The following is a 20,412-nucleotide window of genomic DNA, read 5'->3' as shown; positions in this document are numbered from 1 at the left end:
GGGCGCGAGAAACCCACGAGCACCCGCACTCGCCGACGAACCCCGAGGCCCCGAGCCGCTGGGCGCTTAAGCTGTGTCCGAACATGGGGCAAGGAGAGAAGGGCCGGTACGACAGGTGAGCGCGAGCCACAGTGGCAGCGACCTGGCGCAGATGCTGCGCCAGGTCACCCCCGGGCGCTACGACGCCTACGAGGCACTGCTGCGCGCCCTCGCCACCCCCTCCTCCGGTCAGGTCTGGATGCTGCTGTGGCACGGCCAGGCAGGCTCACCGGACGCCCAGTACGGCGACATGGAGGTCGACGGCTTCCACTACGCCCCTTGCGTCACCTCCGCCCAGGAACTGTCGGCCAGCGGCTGGAACCGCTCCTACGAGGTGATCGACGGCCTGGACGTGGCCCGCACCCTCTATCCCGACCACTACGGCCTGTGGCTCAACCCGCACGCCCCGGGCGGCGGTGTCGGCATCCCCTGGCTGGACCTGCGCCGGATCGCCACCGGTCTCGACCGTCAGCCCGCCGGCCCGCTCCGGCTGTCGGAACCCGCCATCGAGATCCCGCAGTTCTACGCGCTGCTCGCGCAGAACGCCCACCGCACCCCGGCGCTGCGCTCGCTGCGCCGGGCCTGGGTGCAGCCCGCGCTCGGGGCGCCGTACCTCGTCGTCGGTCTGGACGTGTACGACACCTCGCCGGCCGCCGTCGACTCGGTGCGCGCGATGATGCAGCAGTCCGTCGGTGCGGTCCCGGAGGGGCTGCCCGTGTCCACGGTGGCGATGACCGACGACCACGATCCGGTCGTGATGTGGATGCGGGCCAACGCCCGCCCGTTCTACGACCGCGATGCCCACGCGGCGGCCCAGCCGCAGGCCCCGGCGGCCGGGTACGGCTACCCGCCCGCCCACAGCAGCTACTGACGCAGAACCACAGAATTTACGTCATCGCCGTGCTTCTGCGCGGGTAGACAGTGTCGGATCGATCCGATCCGGGCAAAATAGTCGTTCTGCCCCCACTGTGTCCCAACTTCCTTGCGTTCGGCCGTCGTTATCCGCTGTTCGGATAACGGAATCCCCTGCACTGCATCACGGTTGCGCATACTTTCACCGTCGGCTCTGGCGGGTGATCGTGACCACGTTGAAGACTCCCCACTCAAGACACGAGGTCGAGGCCTCGTGATGGCAAGTCGACAAAGCCGCAATCCGCGGCAGGCGCAGGCCGGTCACCACCGGCGAGAGGGGTCGCTCACCGTGACCGCACCGATCGAGACCACCGGGGCATCAGCCGAGGCCCAGCCGGAGGCCGTGCTGGAGGGTGCCGGTAAGGGGCAGATCGAGGGTCGTTCCCTGGGTCAGATCGCCTGGTCCCGGTTCAAGAGGGACAGAGTCGCAGTCGTCGGCGGCGTCATCGTGATCCTGCTGATCCTCCTCGCGATCCTCTCGCGCCCCATCCAGGCCATGTTCGGCCTGGACCCGAACGCCTTCCACCAGGACCTGATCGACGCCAACACCTCACTGCCCAAGGGCGGCTGGGGCGGCATGAGCGTGGATCACCCGCTGGGCGTGGACCCGAAGTTCGGCCGCGACATCGCCACCCGCATCCTGGAGGGCTCCTGGGTGTCGCTGGTGGTCGCCTTCGGCGCGACGGTCCTGTCCAACGTGATCGGCGCGGTCATGGGTGTCGTCGCCGGCTACTACGGTGGCCGGGTCGACTCCATCATCAGCCGGCTGATGGACGTCTTCCTCGCCTTCCCCCTGCTGCTCTTCGCGATCGCCATCTCGGCGACGCTGCAGGGCGGTGCCTTCGGCCTCAACGGTCTGCCGCTGCACCTGAGCGTGCTGATCTTCGTCATCGGCTTCTTCAACTGGCCCTACCTGGGCCGCATCGTGCGAGGTCAGACGCTCGCCCTGCGGGAGCGCGAGTTCGTGGACGCTTCCCGGGGCCTGGGCGCCAAGGCCCCGTACATCCTCTTCCGTGAGCTGATGCCCAACCTGGTCGGCCCGATCATCGTCTACTCGACGCTGCTCATCCCGACCAACATCCTCTTCGAGGCTTCCCTGAGCTTCCTGGGTGTGGGCATCCAGCCGCCGCAGGCCTCCTGGGGCGGCATGCTCCGGGAAGCCGTCACCTACTACCAGGTCGATCCCCAGTACATGATCGTGCCGGGCCTCGCCATCTTCATCACCGTCCTGGCGTTCAATCTGCTCGGCGACGGTCTCCGCGACGCTCTCGACCCCCGCAGCCGCTAGGCCGCACACCCCGAGAGTCCATCAAGTTTCCGATCAATGGAGGGGAAGCAGACCATCATGCGAAGGTCAGCGCTGGCCGCGGTCGCGGCTATCGGCTCCGCCAGCCTGTTGCTTGCAGGCTGCAGCAAGGCCGACGACAACAAGGACGGCGGCAGCGGCACTCCGAAGGCGGCCGGCGCCAACGCGGCCACCACGGGTGTCGTCAACGCGTCCGACAAGAAGGGTGGCACGGTCACCTACGAGATGTCGGACGTCCCGGACTCGTTCGACCCGGGCAACACGTACTACGCGTACATGTACAACTTCAGCCGGCTCTACGCCCGCCCGCTGATGACGTTCGCCCCCGGCCCCGGCGAGAAGGGCAACACCCTCGTCCCGGACCTCGCCGCGAGCAAGGGCGTTCCGAGCGACGGCGGCAAGACCTGGACGTACAAGCTGCGTCCGGGCCTGAAGTACCAGGACGGCACGCCGATCACCTCGAAGGACGTCAAGTACGCCGTCGAGCGGTCCAACTTCGCGCGTGACGTGCTCTCGCTCGGCCCGAACTACTTCCAGCAGTTCATGAAGGGCGGCGACAAGTACAAGGGCCCGTACAAGGACAAGAGCGCCAAGGGCCTGTCCTCCATCGAGACGCCCGACGACACCACGATCGTCTTCCACCTGAACCGCGCCTTCCAGGAGTTCGACTACCTGGTCTCCGCGCCGCAGACCGCTCCGGTGCCGCAGGCCAAGGACGACGGCGTCGACTACGTCAAGCACATCGTGTCCTCCGGCTCGTACCAGTTCCAGAGCTACGAGGAGGGCAAGCAGGTCGTCCTCGTCCGCAACAAGAACTGGGACCCGAAGACCGACCCGCTGCGCAAGCAGCTGCCGGACAAGATCGTCGTCAACCTGAAGGTCAACCCGGAGACGATCGACAAGGACCTGCAGTCCGGCGACGCCACCGTCGACCTCGCGGGCTCCGGCGTCCAGGCCTCCACCCAGGCCCAGCTGATCAACTCGGCGGACGGCAAGGCCGCGACCGACAACACCTACGCCGGTCGCCTGGTCTACATGGCGATCAACTCCCAGGTGAAGCCGTTCGACAACGTGGCCTGCCGCAAGGCGGTCCAGTACGCCATCGACAAGGTCTCCGTGCAGACCGCCGAGGGCGGCCCGATCCGCGGTGAGGTCGCCACCACCGTCCTGCCGCCGGACATCACCGGCTACCAGAAGACGGACGTCTACGCGACTCCCGGCAACAAGGGCGACATCGCCAAGGCCAAGGCGCAGCTGAAGGCCTGCGGCAAGTCCTCGATCTCGACCAACATCTCGGCGCGTTCGGACCGTCCGCAGGAGGTCGACGCCGCCACGGCGATCATCAACTCGCTGAAGAAGGTCGGCATCAACGCCAGCCTGAAGCAGTACCCGTCCGGTAAGTACTTCACCGACTACGCGGGTGTGCCGAAGTTCACCGAGAAGCAGAACATCGGCCTGATGATGATGCAGTGGGGTGCCGACTGGCCGTCCGGCTACGGTTTCCTGCAGCAGATCCTGAACGGCAAGGCGATCAGCCAGTCCGGCAACACCAACCTGTCGCAGTACGACAACAAGAAGGTCAACGGCCTGCTCGACTCGGCGATCGCGACCGAGGACCCGGCCAAGCGCAACGAGCTGTACGGGCAGATCGACAAGCAGACGATGGATGACGCCGTCCTGGTCCCGCTGACCTACTTCAAGGTCCTGCTGTACCGCTCGCCGTACGCCACCAACGTGGTCTCCACGGCCGCCTTCAGCGGTGAGTACGACTACCTCAACCTCGGCACCACGAAGAAGTAGCAGCCCCGGAAGGCAGGTGAAGGCATTGGTGCCCGCGGGCTTCGCGGCCCGCGGGCACCAGCGCCGGTCCCCGTGATCTCGTACATCCTCCGCCGGACGTTCGCGGCAGTGATCCTGCTGCTGGTCGTCACCGCGGTCACCTTCGCCATCTTCTTCCTGCTGCCGCGACTCGCCGGCCAGACGGCGGACCAGCTGGCGCAGCAGTACATCGGCAAGAGCCCCTCGAAGGCAGACATCGCCGCGGTCAAGCACAACCTCGGCCTGGACCAGCCCGTCTACACGCAGTACTGGCACTTCGTGAAGGGGATCGTGGCCGGCGCCGACTACAACGTCGGCCCCTCCAAGGTGCACTGCAACGCACCCTGCTTCGGCTACTCCTTCAAGACCCACGAAGCGGTCTGGCCGCAGCTGACCTCGCGCCTTCCGGTGACGCTGTCGCTGGCCATCGGTGCCGCGGTGCTGTGGCTGGTGTCGGGTGTGGTCATCGGTGTCGTCTCCGCGCTGAAGCCGCGCTCGATCTTCGACCGCACCTTCATGGGCGTCGCGCTCGCCGGTGTCTCGCTGCCCATGTTCTTCACGGGCAACCTGGCGATCCTGCTCTTCACCTACAAGTGGGCCATCTTCGGCCGCACCTACGTCCCGTTCACCGAGAACCCCGCGCAGTGGGCCAACACCCTCATACCGGCGTGGTGTTCGCTCGCCCTGCTCTACTCCGCCATCTACGCCCGGCTCACCCGCTCGGGCATGCTGGAGACGATGAGCGAGGACTTCATCCGCACCGCCCGTGCCAAGGGCCTGCGGGAGCGCACCGTCGTCACCCGGCACGGTCTGCGGGCCGCGCTGACCCCGATCATCACGGTCTTCGGCATGGACCTCGGCCTGCTGCTCGGCGGCGCCGTGATCACCGAGTCCGTGTTCTCCCTGCACGGTGTCGGCCAGTACGCGGTGCAGGCCATCGACGACAACGACCTGCCCCCCATCCTCGGCGTGACCCTGCTCGCCGCCCTCTTCGTCGTGATCGCAAATCTTGTGGTGGACGTGCTCTACGCCGCCGCCGACCCGCGGGTGAGGCTCTCGTGACCGAACTCTCCAAGACCGGCGCCGCAGTGGGGGAGCCCTCCACCGGCAAGGCGCCCGAAGCCTTCCTGGAGGTCCGTGACCTCAAGGTGCACTTCCCGACCGACGACGGCCTGGTCAAGTCCGTCGACGGGCTCAGCTTCTCGCTGGAGAAGGGCAAGACCCTCGCCGTCGTCGGGGAGTCCGGATCCGGCAAGTCGGTCACCTCGCAGGCCATCATGGGCCTGCACCGGCTCGGCACCCGCGGCAAGAACGTGCAGATGTCCGGCGAGATCTGGCTGGCCGGCAAGGAACTGGTCGGCGCCTCCCCGGACGAGGTGCGCAAGCTCCGCGGCCGGGAGATGTCGATGATCTTCCAGGACCCGCTGTCCGCGATGCACCCGTACTACAAGGTCGGCGACCAGATCGTGGAGGCCTACCGGGTCCACCACGACGTCAGCAAGAAGGTCGCCCGCAAGCGGGCCATCGAGATGCTCGACCGCGTCGGCATCCCCGAGCCGGCCAAGCGGGTCGACGGCTACCCGCACGAGTTCTCCGGCGGTATGCGCCAGCGAGCCATGATCGCCATGGCGCTGGTCAACAACCCCGAGCTGCTCATCGCCGACGAGCCGACCACGGCCCTCGACGTGACCGTCCAGGCGCAGATCCTCGACCTGATCCGCGACCTGCAGAAGGAGTTCGGCTCCGCGGTCATCATGATCACCCACGACCTGGGTGTGGTCGCCGAGATCGCCGACGACGTGCTGGTGATGTACGGCGGCCGGTGCGTGGAGCGCGGCTCGGCCGGCGAGGTCTTCGAGAAGCCGCAGCACCCGTACACCTGGGGCCTGCTCGGCTCCATGCCCCGCATCGACCGTGAGACCTCCGAACGGCTCATCCCGGTCAAGGGTCAGCCGCCGAGCCTCATCAACGTCCCCTCGGGCTGTGCCTTCCACCCGCGCTGCCCGTACGCGGACCTCCCCAAGGGGAACGTCACCCGCACGGTGCGGCCCGAACTGCAGATGGTGAGCACCGGGCACTGGTCCGCCTGCCACCTGTCGGCCGAGGACCGTGAGCGGATCTGGACCGAAGAGATTGCGCCGAAGCTGTGAGTGAGACGAAGAAGACGGACGCCGTCCCCGAGGCCACGGACGTTGTCGAGGAGGCCGCGGTTCCGCAGCATGCGGCGTCGTCGGAGGACCGGGAGGTGCTGCTCAGGGTCGAGAACCTGACCAAGCACTTCCCGATCAAGAAGGGCATCCTCCAGCGCCAGGTCGGCGCCGTGAAGGCCGTCGACGGCATCGACTTCGAGGTGCGCAAGGGCGAGACCCTGGGCGTGGTCGGCGAGTCGGGCTGCGGCAAGTCGACCATGGGCCGGGTCATCACCCGCCTGCAGGACCCGACCGGTGGAAAGATCACCTTCGAGGGCCAGGACATCACGCGGCTGAGCACGGGCAAGATGCGCCCGCTGCGCCGCGACATCCAGATGATCTTCCAGGACCCGTACGGCTCCCTGAACCCCCGGCACACCATCGGCTCGATCGTCTCCGCGCCCTTCCGGCTGCAGGGCGTGGAGCCCGAGGGCGGGGTCAAGAAGGAGGTGCAGCGCCTCCTGGAGCTGGTCGGTCTGAGCCCCGAGCACTACAACCGGTACCCGCACGAGTTCTCCGGCGGTCAGCGCCAGCGCATCGGCATCGCCCGCGCGCTCGCCCTGAAGCCGAAGCTGGTGGTCGCCGACGAGCCGGTGTCCGCGCTGGACGTGTCGATCCAGGCGCAGGTCGTGAACCTCATGGACGACCTCCAGGAGGAACTCGGCCTGACCTACGTGATCATCGCGCACGACCTCTCGGTCGTCCGGCACGTCTCGGACCGGATCGCGGTGATGTACCTCGGCAAGATCGTCGAACTCGCCGACCGCACCTCGCTGTACGAGACGCCGATGCACCCGTACACCAAGGCGCTGATGTCGGCGGTGCCGGTTCCGGACCCGAAGCGCCGGGGCGCGAAGAGCGAGCGCATCCTGCTCCGCGGGGACGTCCCGTCGCCGATCGCCCCGCCCTCCGGCTGCCGCTTCCACACCCGGTGCTGGAAGGCGACGCAGATCTGCAAGACGACCGAGCCGCAGCTGTTGGAGCTGAGGCCCGGCCAGCGGGTCGCCTGCCACCACCCGGAGAACTTCGCCGACCAGGCCCCGCAGGACACCGTCCTGCTGTCGGCGGCGAAGGAGGCCTCGGAGCTGGTCCCGGACGCGGTCCTGGACGGGGAGACGCCGGCCACGGAGGCCGCTCCGGCGGAGACCGCGACGGAGTCCGAGGCGGAGGCCGCTCCGGCAGAGACCGCGACGGAGTCCGAGGCGGAGCCCGAGGCAGAGACCGCGACGGAGTCCGAGGCGGAGGCGGAGCCCGAGGCGGAGACGGCTTCGGCGGAGGCGGCCACGGAGGAAGCCCCGGCGGGCGAGGCGGCCACGGAGGAAGCCCCGGCGGAGGATCCCACGGAGAAGTAGCTCACCGTAGCCCATAGCCGCCAGGGGCCTGGCTTTGCAAGGTTCATGGCCCCTGGCGGGTGAGAATAGAAGGGTGCACCTCCAGCCACTCTTCAGTCCCTCCGTCCAGCACACGCTCGACGTCATCGGCATCTTCGTTTTCGCGATCTCCGGCGCGCTGCTGGCCGTCCGGAAGAACTTCGACGTCTTCGGGATCGCCGTACTCGCCGAGGTCACCGCGCTGGGCGGAGGGCTGTTCCGTGATCTGGTCATCGGGGCCGTACCCCCCGCCGCCTTCACGGACCTCGGGTATTTCGTGACCCCCCTGCTCGCCGCGCTCGTGGTCTTCTTCCTGCACCCGCACGTGGAGCGCATCCAGGCGGCGGTGCTGGTCTTCGACGCGGCCGGGCTCGGCCTGTTCTGTGTGAGCGGTACGACGAAGGCGTACAGCTACGGCCTCGGCCTGACCGCGTCCGCCACCCTCGGCCTCGCCACCGCGGTCGGCGGCGGCGTGCTGCGCGACGTGCTCGCCAACGAGGTCCCCTCACTGCTGCGCTGGGATCGCGACCTGTACGCGGTCCCGGCGATCGTCGGCGCCACCATGGTGGTGCTGTGCATCCGCTACGACGCGCTGACCCCGCTCACCAGCGGGCTCGCGGTGGTCACCGCCTTCGTGCTGCGCCTGCTCGCGATGCGGTTCCACTGGCGAGCGCCGCGTGCGTGGAACCGGCGGTCGACGGTGACCGAGGAGTAGTCACCGTGGCGCGGCGCCCGCCCGACTGGAGCGTCAGCCAGCGGAACACCGTGGTCACCTGGGGCCGCCACAGCGCCATGTTGTGGCCGCCCGCGCTGCGCGGCAGGAACACCAGGTGCACGGTCGTCGGCGCCTTGGCGACGGACTTTAGGGCCACGCCCGCCTGGTATCCGTCACCGCCCTCGCCGGAGATGTACAGCGCGATCCTGGGCGGCACCCGAGCCTTCCGCAGCAGCAGGTACGGGTTGTTCGCGGCGCGCAGGGCGGGGCTCTGCGCGGCGAGGGAGTCGTTCTCGCCGATCGGGTCGTTGTAGCCGGACAGACTCACCGCGGCCCGGTAGCGGTCGGGGTGGGCCACGGCCAGCTTGACCGCGCAGTGCGCACCCGCGGAGTACCCGGCCACCGCCCAGCCCGAGGGGGCCGGCTCGGCCCGGAAGTTGTCCGTGACCATCTTCGGCACGTCGATGCTGAGCCAGCTGTCGGCGTTGACCTGCCCGGGGATGTCGGCGCAGCCGGTGTCGACGCCGCCCAGCAGGTCGGTGCGCGGCGCGACCAGGATGAAGGGCGCCACCCGGCCGCCGCGCATCAGCGGCAGCAGCTGCTCGTGGGCCCTCAGCGAGCCGAACCACGCCTTCGCCGAGCCCGGGTAGCCCGGCAGCACTTCCACCACCGGGAACTTCCGGTGGCGGTAGGCCGGTTGGCGGTACTGCGGTGGCAGCCACACGTAGACCTCGGCGTTCACGCCCGAGACCCGGCCCTGGAGCTGGGTGACGCGCACCCCGCCGGCCGCGTGCATCCCGGGCCCGTCGGCCGCCTTGAAGTCCTGCCTGGCCTTGGGCAGCCGTCTCACCGCCATCCCGCCGGTGCCGACCCGGCCGAGGTCCGCGGCCTGCTGGACGTGGTTGCCCGTACCGAGCAGGTCGGCCCAGTCGTCGTACAGGTTGTTCTGGTTGTTGACCAGCACGAAGACCAGGGTGACCGCCGTGCCCTGGGTGAACAGCAGCATCAGCACGCGGGCCGCGAGCCGTAGCGGCCTGGGCCCGCGCAGTCTCGACCAGAGCACGAGCGGCAGTACGAGGGCGACGACCGACAGTACGATCGTCGTCCAGAGGAACGCGGTCCCGGTGAGGCTCATGACCTCCATAGAGGCTGATCATCGGTCCGGGGTCGGGGACGTGTCCGGACACTTACCGAGAAATTGCCGGGATCTCACTCGGAGGCCGGATCCCGTCATCCCGCCGGCACCCGTGAAAAAGCTACCGCTTAGTAATTTCCTGTTGTACGGTTCAGGCATGCCAGAAGCAGCTTCCGTACCCGTCGCCCGAGCCGTGATCGGCGACAGCGAGTTCGACCGGGACACGGCGGTCATCCCTCGCGAGCCCGGTGTCTACGACATCGCCCTCAGCGCCGGCTGGACCATCATCAACGCCGTGAACGGCGGCTACCTGCTGGCCGTGCTCGGCCGGGCCCTCGCGGACACGCTCCCGCATCCGGACCCCTTCACCATCTCCGCGCACTACCTGACCGCCTCCCAGCCCGGGCCCGCGGTGATCCGCACCGAACAGGTCCGCACCGGCCGCACCCTCTCCACGGGACAGGCCTCGCTCTTCCAGTGCGACGACGAGGGCAACGAGGTCGAACGCATCCGCGTCCTCGCCTCCTACGGCGACCTCTCCACCCTTCCCGACGACGTCCGTACTTCGGCCACGCCGCCCGCGATGCCGCCCCTCGAGCAGTGTTTCGGCCCCGACGACTCACCTGCGCCGGTGCCGGGCAGTTCGGCGATCGCCGACCGGCTGATGCTCAAGCTCGACCCCGCCACCCTCGGCTGGGCGCTCGGCGCGCCCTCCGGCAAGGGTGAGATGCGCGCCTGGTTCGGCCTGGCCGACGGCCGTGACGCCGACCCGTTCTCCCTGCTCCTCGCGGTGGACGCGCTGCCGCCGACCGCGTTCGAGATCGGCCTGACGGGCTGGGTGCCCACGGTCGAACTCACCGTCCACGTCCGCCACCGCCCGGCCCCCGGCCCGCTGCGCGTGTCGATCACCACGCGCAACCTGGCCGGCGGCTTCCTGGAGGAGGACGCCGAGGTCTGGGACAGCGAGGACCGCCTGGTGGCCCAGTCCCGCCAGCTGGCCCGGGTCAGGCTCGGCTGAACCGAGGTTCGGCTGGTCCTTCCGCAAGGGTTCGGCCGGACCTTGCGCAAGCCGGGGCGGTTCGTCCCGGAACCGTGGTCGTCGATCACGCAGACCGCAACGCTCCCGCGGCATCCCCTCCGGGCGCGGGAGCTGTGGCGACGCCGGGCCTGATGTGCGTGGTGCGAGCCCGGTGCTTCAGTGACGGGTGGTCGACTCCAGCCAGTGGTCGCGCCCGATGGTGATGAGGTGCAGCTGCCGCTTCGCGAGCCGGGTGACGCGCTCCCGCTCCTCCTCGGGGGCCTCCAGCACCTCCAGGAAGAGCGAGGCGGTGATGAGCATCTGGTCGACGTAGAGATGGGCGAGCATCAGCAGGTCGTCCTCGCTCCAGCTCGCGGCCTCTGGGTCCTTGACCAGCTCGGCCTTCACCTCCTCGGCGAACCGGGCCAGTTGGGACCGGATGGCCTCGCGTACCGGCTGGACCCCGCCGTGCCGCTCGCGCGCGATGAAACGGACGTGGGCGGGATGGGTGTCCACGTGGTGGGCGATCAACTCGATGGCGCCCGCGATGCGTTCCTCGCTGTCACCGGCCGCGGACACCGTCCGGCCCACCATCGGGTGCAGGCTGCCGAGCGCCTCGTCGACGAGGGCCACACCGAGGTCGGCGGTGGAGCGGAAGTGCCGGTAGAAGGCGGTCGGGGCGACACCGACGGCCCGGGTGACCTCGCGCAGGCCCAGGCTGCTCAGGCTCTGCTCCTCCAGCAGCGTGAGCGCCGCATCCAGGAACGCCTGCCGGGTCTTCTGCTTCTGGGCCTGCCGGATGCCGAGGGTGTGACTCATGTCATCCAGTTAACAACTGTTCTCCGGAATTGGAAAGCCATGAGAAGCGCTAGACTCGAAGTCAGTGAACAACTGTTACTACAACTGTTCACCGAACCTTCACGGAGGGGGATCGAATCCCATGCTTTTCCTCGTCGCCGCACTCATGCTGCTCGGCGTCGTCCTGGGCACCGTGGCTCACGCACCGTTGACCGTCACGGCCGCCCTGGCCGCGTTCATCGGTGTCTGGCTCGGCATCTTCGCCGTCCGCGAGCGCCTCGGCCGCCGTCGCCAGTCGTCGGCCCACTGACCGTCCACAACGACATCCAGGAGCTGAGCACCGTGCAACTCACCGCGTCGGCCACAAGCCGCACCGACACCCCCGCGCGCACCCGCGACGCCGACGGCATGGCCGTCGCGTCCTTCATCCTCGGCCTCCTCGGCCTGCTCGTCCTCAACGTCTTCCTCGGCCCGGTCGCCATCGTCCTGGCCGCCGTCTCCCTCTGGCGCGGCACGGCCCGCCGCGGACGCGCCTGGCTGGGCCTGGTCCTGGGCGCCGCGGACCTGGCGGTCCTGGCGATCGCGATGCAGGTCTCGAACACCGTCTCCTGGAGCCTGTGAACCGGGAGCGCCACCGCCGTGGGCCGACGTTCTGCGGGGCGGAACGGGTGGGCGCGGCCGACGGTGCCGGGTATCCGGCCACCGGGACCAGGTGTGGCCCGGACAAGGTGTACGGCCGAAGCCGACTGCGGGAACCCCGCGCCGTAGAATCGGCCTCACCATGGCTTACCTCGACCACGCTGCCACGACCCCGATGCTCCCGGAGGCGGCGGAGGCACTGACCGCCCAGCTGAGCATCACCGGCAACGCGTCCTCGCTGCACGCCTCCGGCCGCCGGGCCCGCCGTACGGTCGAGGAGTCCCGCGAGACCCTCGCGGACGCGCTGGGCGCCCGCCCCAGCGAGGTCGTCTTCACCTCGGGCGGTACCGAGGCCGACAACCTCGCGGTCAAGGGCCTGTACTGGTCCCGCCGCGCCGCCGACCCGGCCCGCACCCGCGTCCTGGCCAGCCCCGTCGAGCACCACGCCGTCCTGGACGCCGTGCACTGGCTCGGCGAGCAGGAGGGCGCCACCGTCGAGTACCTCCCCGTCGACTCCTACGGACGTGTCCGCCCCGACGCGCTGCGCGAGGCGATCTCCCGCAACCCCGACGACGTCGCCCTGGCCACGGTCATGTGGGCCAACAACGAGATCGGCACCGTCCAGCCGGTCCGTGAACTCGCCGACGTCGCAGCCGAGTTCGGAGTCCCCCTGCATGCCGACGCGGTGCAGGCCTTCGGTCAGGTCCCGGTCGACTTCGGCGCGTCCGGCCTCGCCGCGATGACCGTTTCCGGCCACAAGATCGGCGGCCCGTACGGCATCGGCGCGCTGATCCTGGGCCGCGAGTACACCCCCGTACCCGTCCTGCATGGCGGCGGCCAGGAACGCCACGTCCGTTCCGGCACCCTCGACGTCCCGGCGATCGCCTCCTTCGCGGTCGCCGGCCGGCTCGCCGCCGAGCAGCGGGAGTGGTTCGCGCGGGAGATCGGTGCCCTGCGCGACCAGTTGATCGACGCGGTCCGTACGGCCGTCCCGGACGCGATCCTCGGTGGCGACCCGGCGCCGGAGGGGCGTCTTCCGGCCAACGCCCACTTCACCTTCCCGGGGTGTGAGGGCGACTCCCTGCTGCTCCTGCTGGACGCCCAGGGCATCGAGTGCTCCACCGGCTCCGCCTGCACGGCGGGCGTCGCCCAGCCCAGCCACGTCCTGCTGGCCACCGGTGCCGACCCGGACCTGGCCCGCAGCACCCTGCGCTTCTCCCTGGGCCACACCTCCACGGAGGCGGACGTCGAGGCGGTCGCCAAGGCGATCGGTCCGGCGGTGGAGCGGGCCCGCGCGGCGGGGCTCACCTGACCGGCGCGCGCAGGCGCACGGCCCCGAGGCTGCCTCCGCACGCACGCCGAGGCTGCCTCCGCACGCACGAAAGTGCCCCCGGGGCGCACGACAGGGCCCGGAGGCAATAAGGCGACCTACGAGGCGGGTTCCCTTCGCCGGCATTGTCCGGATCAGGTAATGGGGGTCGCCTTCCGGTCCTTCCGGACCTTCCGGCCTCTCAGCCCGAGCGTCGACGTCGGCACCAGCTGAGGCCTCCTACGGTGCCTCTCGCTGACGTCGGCTACTCCGCTTGGACTCCCTCACTCGTCCCGTAGGTCTATTAATAGGATAAGCCTTCCGAAGCGGAATGAAAGGGGCAGAACCTTGATTTTTTAGCGGTGACCCTCGATGCCGCGCCCCGTACTCTGGAAGGGCTATGACTGACACCCCGCAGCGCCCCCGTCCTCTCCGCGTCCTCGCCGCCATGTCCGGCGGAGTCGACTCCGCCGTCGCCGCCGCGCGGGCCGCGGAAGCCGGTCACGACGTCACCGGCGTCCACCTCGCGCTCTCCGCGAACCCGCAGTCCTTCCGCACCGGCGCGCGGGGCTGTTGCACCATCGAGGACTCGCGCGACGCCCGCCGCGCCGCCGACGTCATCGGCATCCCCTTCTACGTGTGGGACCTCGCCGACCGCTTCCGCGAGGACGTCGTCGAGGACTTCATCGCCGAGTACGAGGCCGGACGCACCCCGAACCCCTGCCTGCGCTGCAACGAGAAGATCAAGTTCGCCGCCCTGCTGGACAAGGCGCTGGCGCTGGGCTTCGACGCGGTGTGCACCGGCCACTACGCCAAGGTGATCGTGAACGAGGACGGCTCCCGCGAGCTGCACCGCGCCTCCGACATGGCGAAGGACCAGTCGTACGTCCTCGGCGTCCTGGACGACAAGCAGCTCGCCCACGCGATGTTCCCGCTCGGCGACACGGTCACCACCAAGGAGGAGATCCGCGCGGAGGCCGAGCGCCGGGGCCTGGCCGTGGCCAAGAAGCCCGACTCGCACGACATCTGCTTCATCGCCGACGGCGACACGCAGGGCTTCCTGGCCAAGCGCCTGGGCAAGGCCGAGGGCGACATCGTCGACGAGGACGGCAACCGGCTGGGCTCCCACGAGGGCGCGTACGGCTTCACCATCGGCCAGCGCAAGGGCCTGCGCATCGGCACCCCGGCCGCCGACGGCAAGCCGCGCTACGTCCTCGACATCTCCCCGGTGACCAACACGGTGACCGTCGGCCCGGCCGCCTCCCTGGACGTCGGCGCGCTCACCGCGGTCCGGCCCCGCTGGTGCGGCAGCGCACCCGAGGGAGCCGGCACCTACACCGCCCAGCTCCGCGCGCACGGCGGCGAGACGGAGGTGACCGCGGAACTCGTCGACGGCGAACTGCGCGTCAGCTTCACCGAGCCGGTCCGCGGAGTCGCCCCCGGCCAGGCGATCGTGCTGTACGACGGCACGCGCGTCGTCGGCTCGGCGACGATCGCGTCCACCCTGCGCGCCGCGGCGGTCTGACAACATCTGAGGGGCGGGCCGCTGGAGCATGCCCGAGGGCCGGCGCACACGGGTACCAGCCCAGTGCGCACGGCCACCTCACGCGATCAGCGGTTCTCCTCCTCGTCTTCCTCGTACCCCTCTTCCTCCTCCTCATCGGCGTACTCGTCGTCGTCGGCGGCGGAGGTGTCGTCGGCCTCTTCCTCCTCTTCGGGGTACTCGTCCTCCGTACCCTCCTCATCGGCGTACTCGTCTTCGGCGGAGGTGTCGCCGGTGTCGCCGGCCTCTTCCTCCTCGATGGCTTCCTCATGGGTGCGGACCACTTCACCGTCGCGCACTTCGCCACGCCAGCCGTCCGGTTCCTCGTCGGTCAGGGTGACGTAGCGCTGGAAGTGTTTGAAGTCCAGCCGCAGGCGGCGTCCTTGGGCGCGCCAGAGATTGCCGGTCTTTTCGAAGAAGCCAGAGGGGTAGTACTCAACTACGAGCACGATGCGCGTCAGTGTCGGGGTCAGCTCGTGGAAGCTGACGCAGCCGCGCGTGGTGCCCTTGGCGCCGTCCGAGGTCCACGCGATGCGTTCGTCCGGCACCTGTTCCTGGACCGTGGCTCTCCACCCGCGGGTCGACGGACCTACCTTGACCTTCCAGTCGCTGTCGGTGTCTGAACCCTTTGACACGCTTTGGACGCCCTTGGTGAAGCTGCTGAACTTGTCGTACCGAGTCCAGTGGTTATAGGCGAAACGAATAGGCACGCCGACGTCGGCCACCTCGATCATGTTCATGACCTTCTTGGTGCCGGACCCGCGGCCTTTACCCTTGCCGAACGCCTGCTTGACCTTGCCGAACACGCTGTCCTTGACGCTCTTCGTTCCCTCACCGAGCAGAGCCTTGAACGGTGAGTCACCTTGAAGAATTCTCAGACCTGCTTTGGGGAGCACGCCGCCGTTCTTCGCGACGCCCTCGAGTCCATGGGTGAACTCCCCCAGCTTGTCGCCTGCCTTTTCGGCCAGGTTCTCGACCTGGGCTCCCATGAAGTTCGTGAAGGCGCCGCGCAACTGGTCGAGCCCCGACCCCTGAGTGCTTCTGGTGTCACGTGCCGTGCTGGCCATGGGTCTACCTCCGCCGTCCGGTTGCCTTCCCTGGCATCGCCTTCGTCGCAGCAGCGGCCTTCCTCGCAACAGTCTTCTTGGCCGAGGCCGAGGACTTCTTCGCGCGCGCCGACTCCGTCGCAGCCGCCTTGCCCACGGCAGTCTTCTTCGCAGACACCTTCCGGCGAGCGGCTTCAGCTGGACGACCCCTGCTCGGCTCCCGAGCGGCACGGCGATGCCCGGACACGGGCCCTTCCCGCTCTTCCTCCTCCTCTGGTTCCTCTTCCTCTGGTTCCTCTTCCTCTTCAGGCTCTTCTTCGTCGCTCTCTTCGTACTCCTCCTCGGGCTCGCCCTCTTCCTCGCCCTTACGGCCTATGCGGGCGGTGCGTTTGTCGAGCGAGTCGGCCAACTCGGAGAGTTTGCGGTCGGCCACCGCGCTCATCGCCTGGCGTCCGGCCTTGAGGACATCACCGCGCAGCTGCTCGTTGAGGTCGGCGAACTGAGGAAGCTCACGCAGCTTCTTGACCCCGTCCGTCAGCAGCTGCTGTGGTTCCAGACCGAACCGGCGGCCGGCCAGGTAGCTCGCCACGGCGAAGGCGAGCCGCGCCTTCTTCGTCCGGCCGAGGACATACCCCCCGGCAACCGCGGCGGCAAGAGCGATCTTGGGTGTGCCACTCATCAGCTTTCCCTTCACAGGGGCTGCCCAACAGATCTTCCGCCCGGCGAGTGCCAGCTGTTCAAGGGCTCCACACTGCTCGGGCTGAGGGTGTAAATGAAGCAGCGGTCGATGGCCACGCCGATCAATCGCGCCACTTCCAAGTCTGCGCTGCGATGCCGGCGGACGCACGCGGGGACAGGGCCCTCTTGACTGGTCACCAGTAGCCACACGTCATGGGAATGGGGCCGCGGAAACGACCCCGCAGGGCCCGGACACCGTCCGGGGAGGGCCTCCGAGGGACGGCCCCTGTGGGTGCACCCACCCCCGTTGCCCTTCCTCGTCGACTACACCAGGCCACCGAGCACCGCCCGCGCCCCGGAAACATCCCTGCGCCTACGGCGTCGTACCGGCGGCGACGAAGTCCGCCAGCACCGGCCCCAGGACGTCGGGTTCCACCATGTGGGTCTGCCCCGGCAGGACCCGGTACCTGCCCTGGGGCGTTGCCTCCGCGACCGCCTGGCTCGCCCTGTGCATCCACTCCGGGCTCGCCCCGCCCGCGACGGACAGCACGGGCACCGAGATCGAGGCCAGCCGCTCCCGGGGCAGCAGGCCGTCGCCCATGACCGCGTCGTCGTACGCGAGGCTCGGGGCGACGGCCTCCATGCCCGCCCACATCGGCGACTGGCGGGCGCCCCGGATCATCTCCTCGCCGAGGCCCGTCAGACGCAGGAACAGCTCCACCGCGTCCCCGCGCCGGCCCTCCGCGAGCGCCCTGTTCAACTGCTCCTTGTACACGGCCTCCCGCTCGGCCCCGCCGGCCAGGTGGTCCGCGTACGGCACCTCGTAGACGGCGACCCGACCCACCGGCAGACCGCTCGCCGCCGCCTCCAGCGCGAGCGCGCCGCCGGAGGAGACCCCGAACAGTGCCGCCTCGCCGCCCACCGCGTCGAGCAGCGCGGCCAGGTCCTCGACCTCGCGCTCCACCGCGTACGGCGCCGTGTCACCGCTCGCGCCGCGCCCCCGGCGGTCGTAGACGACGGCCGTGCAGCGGTCCGCGAGCCGGTGCGCCAGGGGCGTGACCGTGCCGCCGGTGGACATCGCGCCGCTCACCAGGATCACCGTGGGCCCCTGGCCGATCACGCCGTACGCGAGGACGGTGCCGTCACGGGAAGTCGTGTTCTTGTCCATGCCGTTGCAGACTGCCGCACGGCGGGCGACTCATCGCCCACGACACGTCGGCGCGGTGCAAGGTCACAACACTTCGACCTCGTAGAAGCACAGATGGTTCCTGATCTGAGCCACCTCCGGCTTCGGGTCCGGGTACGCCCACGCGACGTCGGGCGCGTCCGGCAGCGACCAGTAGGAGGCGGTGCCCTTGAAGGGGCAGACGGTGTGGGTGGGGGAGGGGGTGAGCAGATCCGTGCGGACGTCCTCGGCGGGGACGTAGTACCGCACAGGACAACCGGTCTCGCGCAGCACCAGGGGACGGACGGTGTCCGCGACGACCCGGCCGCCGTGCACCACGCGCACGTGCTGCTCGCCCTGTTCGATGGTGATCGTGTGTCCTTGGCTCATATCCGAGGAGCGTCCGCGAGCCCGTACTTCTTCCCGCGTACGGTGAGGGACATGAACATCTGCGTCTTCCTCTCCGCCGCCGACCTCGACGAGCGGTACACGCGCCCCGCGCGCGAGTTCGCGGAACTGATCGGCAAGGGCGGCCACACGCTGGTGTGGGGCGGCTCCAACGTCGGCCTGATGAAGGTCGTCGCCGACGGCGTACAGGAGGCCGGCGGCAGGCTGCTGGGCGTTTCCGTCGAATTCCTCGCGGCCAAGGCACGCCCCGGGGCGGACGAGATGGTCATCGCCCGCGATCTCGCCGAGCGCAAGAAGCTGCTTCTGCAGAACGCCGACGCCGTGGTGATCATGGTGGGCGGCACCGGCACGCTCGACGAGGCCACCGAGATCCTGGAGCTGAAGAAGCACGGCCGTACCCACAAGCCCGTGGTGCTGCTGAACACCGCAGGCTTCTACGACGGCCTGGAGCAGCAGTTCCGCCGCATGGAGGCCGAGGGTTTCCTGCCGCGCCCGCTCAGCGACCTGATGTTCTTCACGCAGGAACCGGCGGACGCGCTGGCCTACCTGGAGGAGTCGTCGCACGACCGGTGATGCGAGCATGGCCGACATGGCAACTCATGTGATCACCGGGGCCGGGTCCGGCATCGGCGGGGCCGTCGCCCGCCGGCTCCACGCGCGCGGGGACCAGCTCGTCCTGCACGTGCGCGACGCGGGCCGCGCCAAGGAACTGGCCGCACAGTTCCCCGGCGCGCGCACCCTGGTCGGCGACCTGGCCGACCCCGACAGGCTGTCCTGGGCGTTCTCCCACCAGTCGCTGCCGGAACGGATCGACTCGCTGCTGCACGTCGCCGGGGTCGTGGACCTCGGTGACGTCGGCGAGCTGACCCCGAAGTCCTGGCGGCACCAACTCAACGTCAACCTGATCGCCCCCGCCGAGCTGACCCGGCACTTCCTGCCCCAGCTCCGCGCCGCCCGCGGCCATGTGATCTTCGTCAACTCCGGCGCCGGCCTCCACGCCCACGCTGGCTGGTCCGCGTACGCCGCCTCCAAGCACGGCCTGAAGGCGCTCGCCGACTCCCTGCGCGAGGAGGAGCACGGCAACGGCGTCCGGGTCACCTCGGTCTACCCCGGCCGCACCGCCAGCCCCATGCAGGCCAAGGTCCACCAGCAGGAGGGCAAGGAGTACGACCCGGCCGACTGGATCGACCCCGAGTCGGTCGCCACGACGGTCCTGATGGCCCTGGACCTGCCCCGGGACGCGGAGGTCAACGACCTCACGGTGCGGCCGGGCCGGTGACCGCCGGGCACCGGTCCGCCGACGGCTACGTAGGCTTCACCCCGTGAACGACAACATGCGCTTCGGCGCCGCGACCGGTGTGGGCTCCATGCCCGGCGGGGACGCACGGGAGGCCGCGAAGACCGTCACCGGCAGCTTCGAGGACTTCCCGTTCCTGCCCGAGCTGCCCGCGCGCGGACCCGGTGCCGACATGATCGGCCGTACCGCCGGGATGCTGGTCGAGCTGTACGCACGCGTGGAGCCCAGCGGCTGGCGGATCGGCGACCGGCCGGGCCGGGACACCCGGCGGGCCAGAGCCTGGCTGGGCGAGGACCTCGACGCCCTCGAGGAGTTCACCCAGGGCTACGAGGGCGACCTCAAGGTGCAGGCGGTCGGGCCGTGGACACTGGCCGCCGCCCTGGAGCTGAAGAACGGCGAGGCCGCCCTGTCGGACCCCGGCGCCTGCCGCGACCTCGCCGCCTCGCTCGCCGAGGGCCTGCGGCTCCACCTCGCCGAGGTGCGGCGCCGGATCCCCGGCGCCCGCCCGGTGCTCCAGCTCGACGAGCCCTCCCTCACCGCCGTCCTGCGCGGACAGGTACGCACGGCCAGCGGCTACCGTACCCACCGGTCCGTCGACCGGCAGGTCGTGGAGGCGACGCTGCGGGACGTCGTCGCCGTGACCGAGGGCGGACCCGTCGTCGTCCACTCCTGCGCGCCGGACGTCCCCTTCGCCCTGCTGCGCCGGGCCGGGGCGGCGGCCGTCTCCTTCGACTTCGCGCTGCTCACCGAGCGTGACGACGACGCCATCGGTGAGGCTGTCGAGGCCGGCACCCGGCTGTTCACCGGCGTCGTGCCGGGCACGGACGGCCCGTTGTCAGACCCTGCCGGTAGCGTCATGGGTGTCAGGACGCTGTGGCGCAGGCTGGGGCTGCGTCCCGGGCTGCTCGCGGAGGCGGTCACGGTCACCCCGGCGTGCGGTCTCGCGGGCGCATCCCCCGCCTACGCGCGCCAGGTGCTCGCCCACTGCGTCCGGGCGGCGAGGTCCCTCGCGGACAACCCGGAGTAA

Annotated in this window: 21 protein-coding genes; 15 read left to right on the top strand and 6 right to left on the bottom strand. The window is 69.7% G+C overall.

What is annotated here, in order from left to right; genetic code table 11:
* Positions 1 to 151: 151 nt before the first annotated feature.
* The 7 genes from K7G59_RS25020 (at position 152) to K7G59_RS24990 (ending at position 8,349) form a co-directional block, all read left to right on the top strand.
* Positions 152 to 910 carry an enhanced serine sensitivity protein SseB C-terminal domain-containing protein gene (locus K7G59_RS25020; RefSeq protein WP_225837987.1) on the top strand — a complete coding sequence of 253 codons (759 nt, stop codon included), beginning with the start codon at positions 152 to 154 and terminating at the stop codon, positions 908 to 910.
* A 330-nt stretch (positions 911 to 1,240) separates the two neighbouring features.
* Positions 1,241 to 2,239 carry an ABC transporter permease gene (locus K7G59_RS25015; protein ID WP_225837900.1) on the top strand — a complete coding sequence of 333 codons (999 nt, stop codon included), beginning with the start codon at positions 1,241 to 1,243 and terminating at the stop codon, positions 2,237 to 2,239.
* A gap of 36 nt (positions 2,240 to 2,275) precedes the next feature.
* On the top strand, positions 2,276 to 4,057 hold the full coding sequence (locus K7G59_RS25010; protein WP_225837899.1) for an ABC transporter substrate-binding protein: 1,782 nt from the start codon (positions 2,276 to 2,278) through the stop codon (positions 4,055 to 4,057).
* Between the two features lie 72 nt (positions 4,058 to 4,129).
* On the top strand, positions 4,130 to 5,137 hold the full coding sequence (locus K7G59_RS25005; protein WP_225837898.1) for an ABC transporter permease: 1,008 nt from the start codon (positions 4,130 to 4,132) through the stop codon (positions 5,135 to 5,137).
* Positions 5,134 to 6,225 (top strand): ABC transporter ATP-binding protein, encoded by a 1,092-nt coding sequence (locus K7G59_RS25000; RefSeq protein WP_225837896.1) that lies wholly within the window; start codon positions 5,134 to 5,136, stop codon positions 6,223 to 6,225. The genes K7G59_RS25005 and K7G59_RS25000 overlap by 4 nt, the downstream gene beginning before the upstream one ends.
* Complete coding sequence (locus K7G59_RS24995) at positions 6,222 to 7,616, top strand: ABC transporter ATP-binding protein (RefSeq protein ID WP_225837894.1); 1,395 nt, start codon at positions 6,222 to 6,224, stop codon at positions 7,614 to 7,616. The genes K7G59_RS25000 and K7G59_RS24995 overlap by 4 nt, the downstream gene beginning before the upstream one ends.
* Before the next feature lie 73 nt (positions 7,617 to 7,689).
* Entirely contained in the window at positions 7,690 to 8,349 is a 660-nt protein-coding gene (locus K7G59_RS24990) for a trimeric intracellular cation channel family protein (RefSeq protein WP_225837893.1), read from the top strand.
* On the opposite strand, the gene K7G59_RS24985 is transcribed toward K7G59_RS24990, so the two are convergent.
* Positions 8,258 to 9,484, bottom strand: coding sequence for an esterase family protein (locus tag K7G59_RS24985; protein ID WP_225837892.1), 1,227 nt, complete (start codon positions 9,482 to 9,484; stop codon positions 8,258 to 8,260). The genes K7G59_RS24990 and K7G59_RS24985 overlap by 92 nt on opposite strands.
* 157 nt (positions 9,485 to 9,641) lie before the next feature.
* Between K7G59_RS24985 and K7G59_RS24980 the strand changes: the two genes are divergently transcribed.
* Positions 9,642 to 10,502, top strand: a complete 861-nt coding sequence (locus K7G59_RS24980; RefSeq protein ID WP_225837891.1) for a thioesterase family protein — start codon at positions 9,642 to 9,644, stop codon at positions 10,500 to 10,502.
* Between the two features lie 177 nt (positions 10,503 to 10,679).
* Here the strand turns inward: K7G59_RS24980 and K7G59_RS24975 are convergent, their stop codons facing one another.
* Positions 10,680 to 11,321: a TetR family transcriptional regulator gene (locus K7G59_RS24975; protein ID WP_225837890.1), complete on the bottom strand. Its 642-nt coding sequence runs from the start codon at positions 11,319 to 11,321 to the stop codon at positions 10,680 to 10,682.
* A 121-nt stretch (positions 11,322 to 11,442) separates the two neighbouring features.
* On the opposite strand from K7G59_RS24975, the gene K7G59_RS24970 reads away from it, so the two are divergent.
* The 4 genes from K7G59_RS24970 to mnmA all read left to right on the top strand — a co-directional run bounded on the left by K7G59_RS24970 (position 11,443) and on the right by mnmA (position 14,773).
* Positions 11,443 to 11,610, top strand: a complete 168-nt coding sequence (locus tag K7G59_RS24970; protein ID WP_225837889.1) for a hypothetical protein — start codon at positions 11,443 to 11,445, stop codon at positions 11,608 to 11,610.
* 32 nt (positions 11,611 to 11,642) lie between these two features.
* Complete coding sequence (locus tag K7G59_RS24965; protein ID WP_225837888.1) at positions 11,643 to 11,921, top strand: DUF4190 domain-containing protein; 279 nt, start codon at positions 11,643 to 11,645, stop codon at positions 11,919 to 11,921.
* 160 nt (positions 11,922 to 12,081) lie between these two features.
* Complete coding sequence (locus K7G59_RS24960) at positions 12,082 to 13,251, top strand: cysteine desulfurase family protein (protein ID WP_225837887.1); 1,170 nt, start codon at positions 12,082 to 12,084, stop codon at positions 13,249 to 13,251.
* 397 nt (positions 13,252 to 13,648) lie between these two features.
* Positions 13,649 to 14,773, top strand: coding sequence for a tRNA 2-thiouridine(34) synthase MnmA (mnmA, locus tag K7G59_RS24955; protein WP_225837886.1), 1,125 nt, complete (start codon positions 13,649 to 13,651; stop codon positions 14,771 to 14,773).
* An 86-nt stretch (positions 14,774 to 14,859) separates the two neighbouring features.
* On the opposite strand, the gene K7G59_RS24950 is transcribed toward mnmA, so the two are convergent.
* The 4 genes from K7G59_RS24950 to K7G59_RS24935 all read right to left on the bottom strand — a co-directional run bounded on the left by K7G59_RS24950 (position 14,860) and on the right by K7G59_RS24935 (position 18,070).
* On the bottom strand, positions 14,860 to 15,858 hold the full coding sequence (locus tag K7G59_RS24950; protein WP_225837885.1) for an SRPBCC family protein: 999 nt from the start codon (positions 15,856 to 15,858) through the stop codon (positions 14,860 to 14,862).
* A gap of 4 nt (positions 15,859 to 15,862) precedes the next feature.
* On the bottom strand, positions 15,863 to 16,516 hold the full coding sequence (locus K7G59_RS24945) for a histone protein (RefSeq protein ID WP_225837883.1): 654 nt from the start codon (positions 16,514 to 16,516) through the stop codon (positions 15,863 to 15,865).
* Between the two features lie 372 nt (positions 16,517 to 16,888).
* Positions 16,889 to 17,683 (bottom strand): alpha/beta fold hydrolase, encoded by a 795-nt coding sequence (locus K7G59_RS24940; RefSeq protein WP_225837881.1) that lies wholly within the window; start codon positions 17,681 to 17,683, stop codon positions 16,889 to 16,891.
* Between the two features lie 63 nt (positions 17,684 to 17,746).
* Entirely contained in the window at positions 17,747 to 18,070 is a 324-nt protein-coding gene (locus K7G59_RS24935) for a DUF427 domain-containing protein (protein WP_225837879.1), read from the bottom strand.
* 51 nt (positions 18,071 to 18,121) lie between these two features.
* Here K7G59_RS24935 and K7G59_RS24930 point away from each other — a divergent pair, with 51 nt between their 5' ends.
* Genes K7G59_RS24930 through K7G59_RS24920 form a run of 3 tightly spaced genes read left to right on the top strand, consistent with a single transcriptional unit; the run spans position 18,122 to position 20,412 of the window.
* Positions 18,122 to 18,661, top strand: coding sequence for a TIGR00730 family Rossman fold protein (locus K7G59_RS24930; protein WP_225837877.1), 540 nt, complete (start codon positions 18,122 to 18,124; stop codon positions 18,659 to 18,661).
* A gap of 7 nt (positions 18,662 to 18,668) precedes the next feature.
* Positions 18,669 to 19,367, top strand: coding sequence for an SDR family oxidoreductase (locus K7G59_RS24925; RefSeq protein WP_225837875.1), 699 nt, complete (start codon positions 18,669 to 18,671; stop codon positions 19,365 to 19,367).
* Between the two features lie 55 nt (positions 19,368 to 19,422).
* Positions 19,423 to 20,412 (top strand): methionine synthase, encoded by a 990-nt coding sequence (locus K7G59_RS24920; RefSeq protein WP_225837985.1) that lies wholly within the window; start codon positions 19,423 to 19,425, stop codon positions 20,410 to 20,412.

It is taken from the genome of Streptomyces sp. NK08204 (assembly GCF_020400585.1).
Classification (GTDB): domain Bacteria; phylum Actinomycetota; class Actinomycetes; order Streptomycetales; family Streptomycetaceae; genus Streptomyces.
This window is presented reverse-complemented; position numbering and strand designations above follow the sequence as displayed.

Excerpts from the sequence above, each read along its gene's own strand:
- K7G59_RS24975 (WP_225837890.1), bottom strand. The coding sequence starts at position 11,321 with ATGAGTCACACCCTCGGCATCCGGCAGGCCCAGAAGCAGAAGACCCGG.
- K7G59_RS24935 (WP_225837879.1), bottom strand. The coding sequence starts at position 18,070 with ATGAGCCAAGGACACACGATCACCATCGAACAGGGCGAGCAGCACGTG.
- K7G59_RS24950 (WP_225837885.1), bottom strand. The coding sequence starts at position 15,858 with ATGGCCAGCACGGCACGTGACACCAGAAGCACTCAGGGGTCGGGGCTC.
- K7G59_RS25010 (WP_225837899.1), top strand. The coding sequence starts at position 2,276 with ATGGAGGGGAAGCAGACCATCATGCGAAGGTCAGCGCTGGCCGCGGTC.
- mnmA (WP_225837886.1), top strand. The coding sequence starts at position 13,649 with ATGACTGACACCCCGCAGCGCCCCCGTCCTCTCCGCGTCCTCGCCGCC.
- K7G59_RS24985 (WP_225837892.1), bottom strand. The coding sequence starts at position 9,484 with ATGAGCCTCACCGGGACCGCGTTCCTCTGGACGACGATCGTACTGTCG.
- K7G59_RS24940 (WP_225837881.1), bottom strand. The coding sequence starts at position 17,683 with ATGGACAAGAACACGACTTCCCGTGACGGCACCGTCCTCGCGTACGGC.
- K7G59_RS24960 (WP_225837887.1), top strand. The coding sequence starts at position 12,082 with ATGGCTTACCTCGACCACGCTGCCACGACCCCGATGCTCCCGGAGGCG.
- K7G59_RS24980 (WP_225837891.1), top strand. The coding sequence starts at position 9,642 with ATGCCAGAAGCAGCTTCCGTACCCGTCGCCCGAGCCGTGATCGGCGAC.
- K7G59_RS24970 (WP_225837889.1), top strand. The coding sequence starts at position 11,443 with ATGCTTTTCCTCGTCGCCGCACTCATGCTGCTCGGCGTCGTCCTGGGC.
- K7G59_RS24920 (WP_225837985.1), top strand. The coding sequence starts at position 19,423 with ATGCGCTTCGGCGCCGCGACCGGTGTGGGCTCCATGCCCGGCGGGGAC.
- K7G59_RS25020 (WP_225837987.1), top strand. The coding sequence starts at position 152 with ATGCTGCGCCAGGTCACCCCCGGGCGCTACGACGCCTACGAGGCACTG.
- K7G59_RS24925 (WP_225837875.1), top strand. The coding sequence starts at position 18,669 with ATGGCCGACATGGCAACTCATGTGATCACCGGGGCCGGGTCCGGCATC.
- K7G59_RS24930 (WP_225837877.1), top strand. The coding sequence starts at position 18,122 with ATGAACATCTGCGTCTTCCTCTCCGCCGCCGACCTCGACGAGCGGTAC.
- K7G59_RS24945 (WP_225837883.1), bottom strand. The coding sequence starts at position 16,516 with ATGAGTGGCACACCCAAGATCGCTCTTGCCGCCGCGGTTGCCGGGGGG.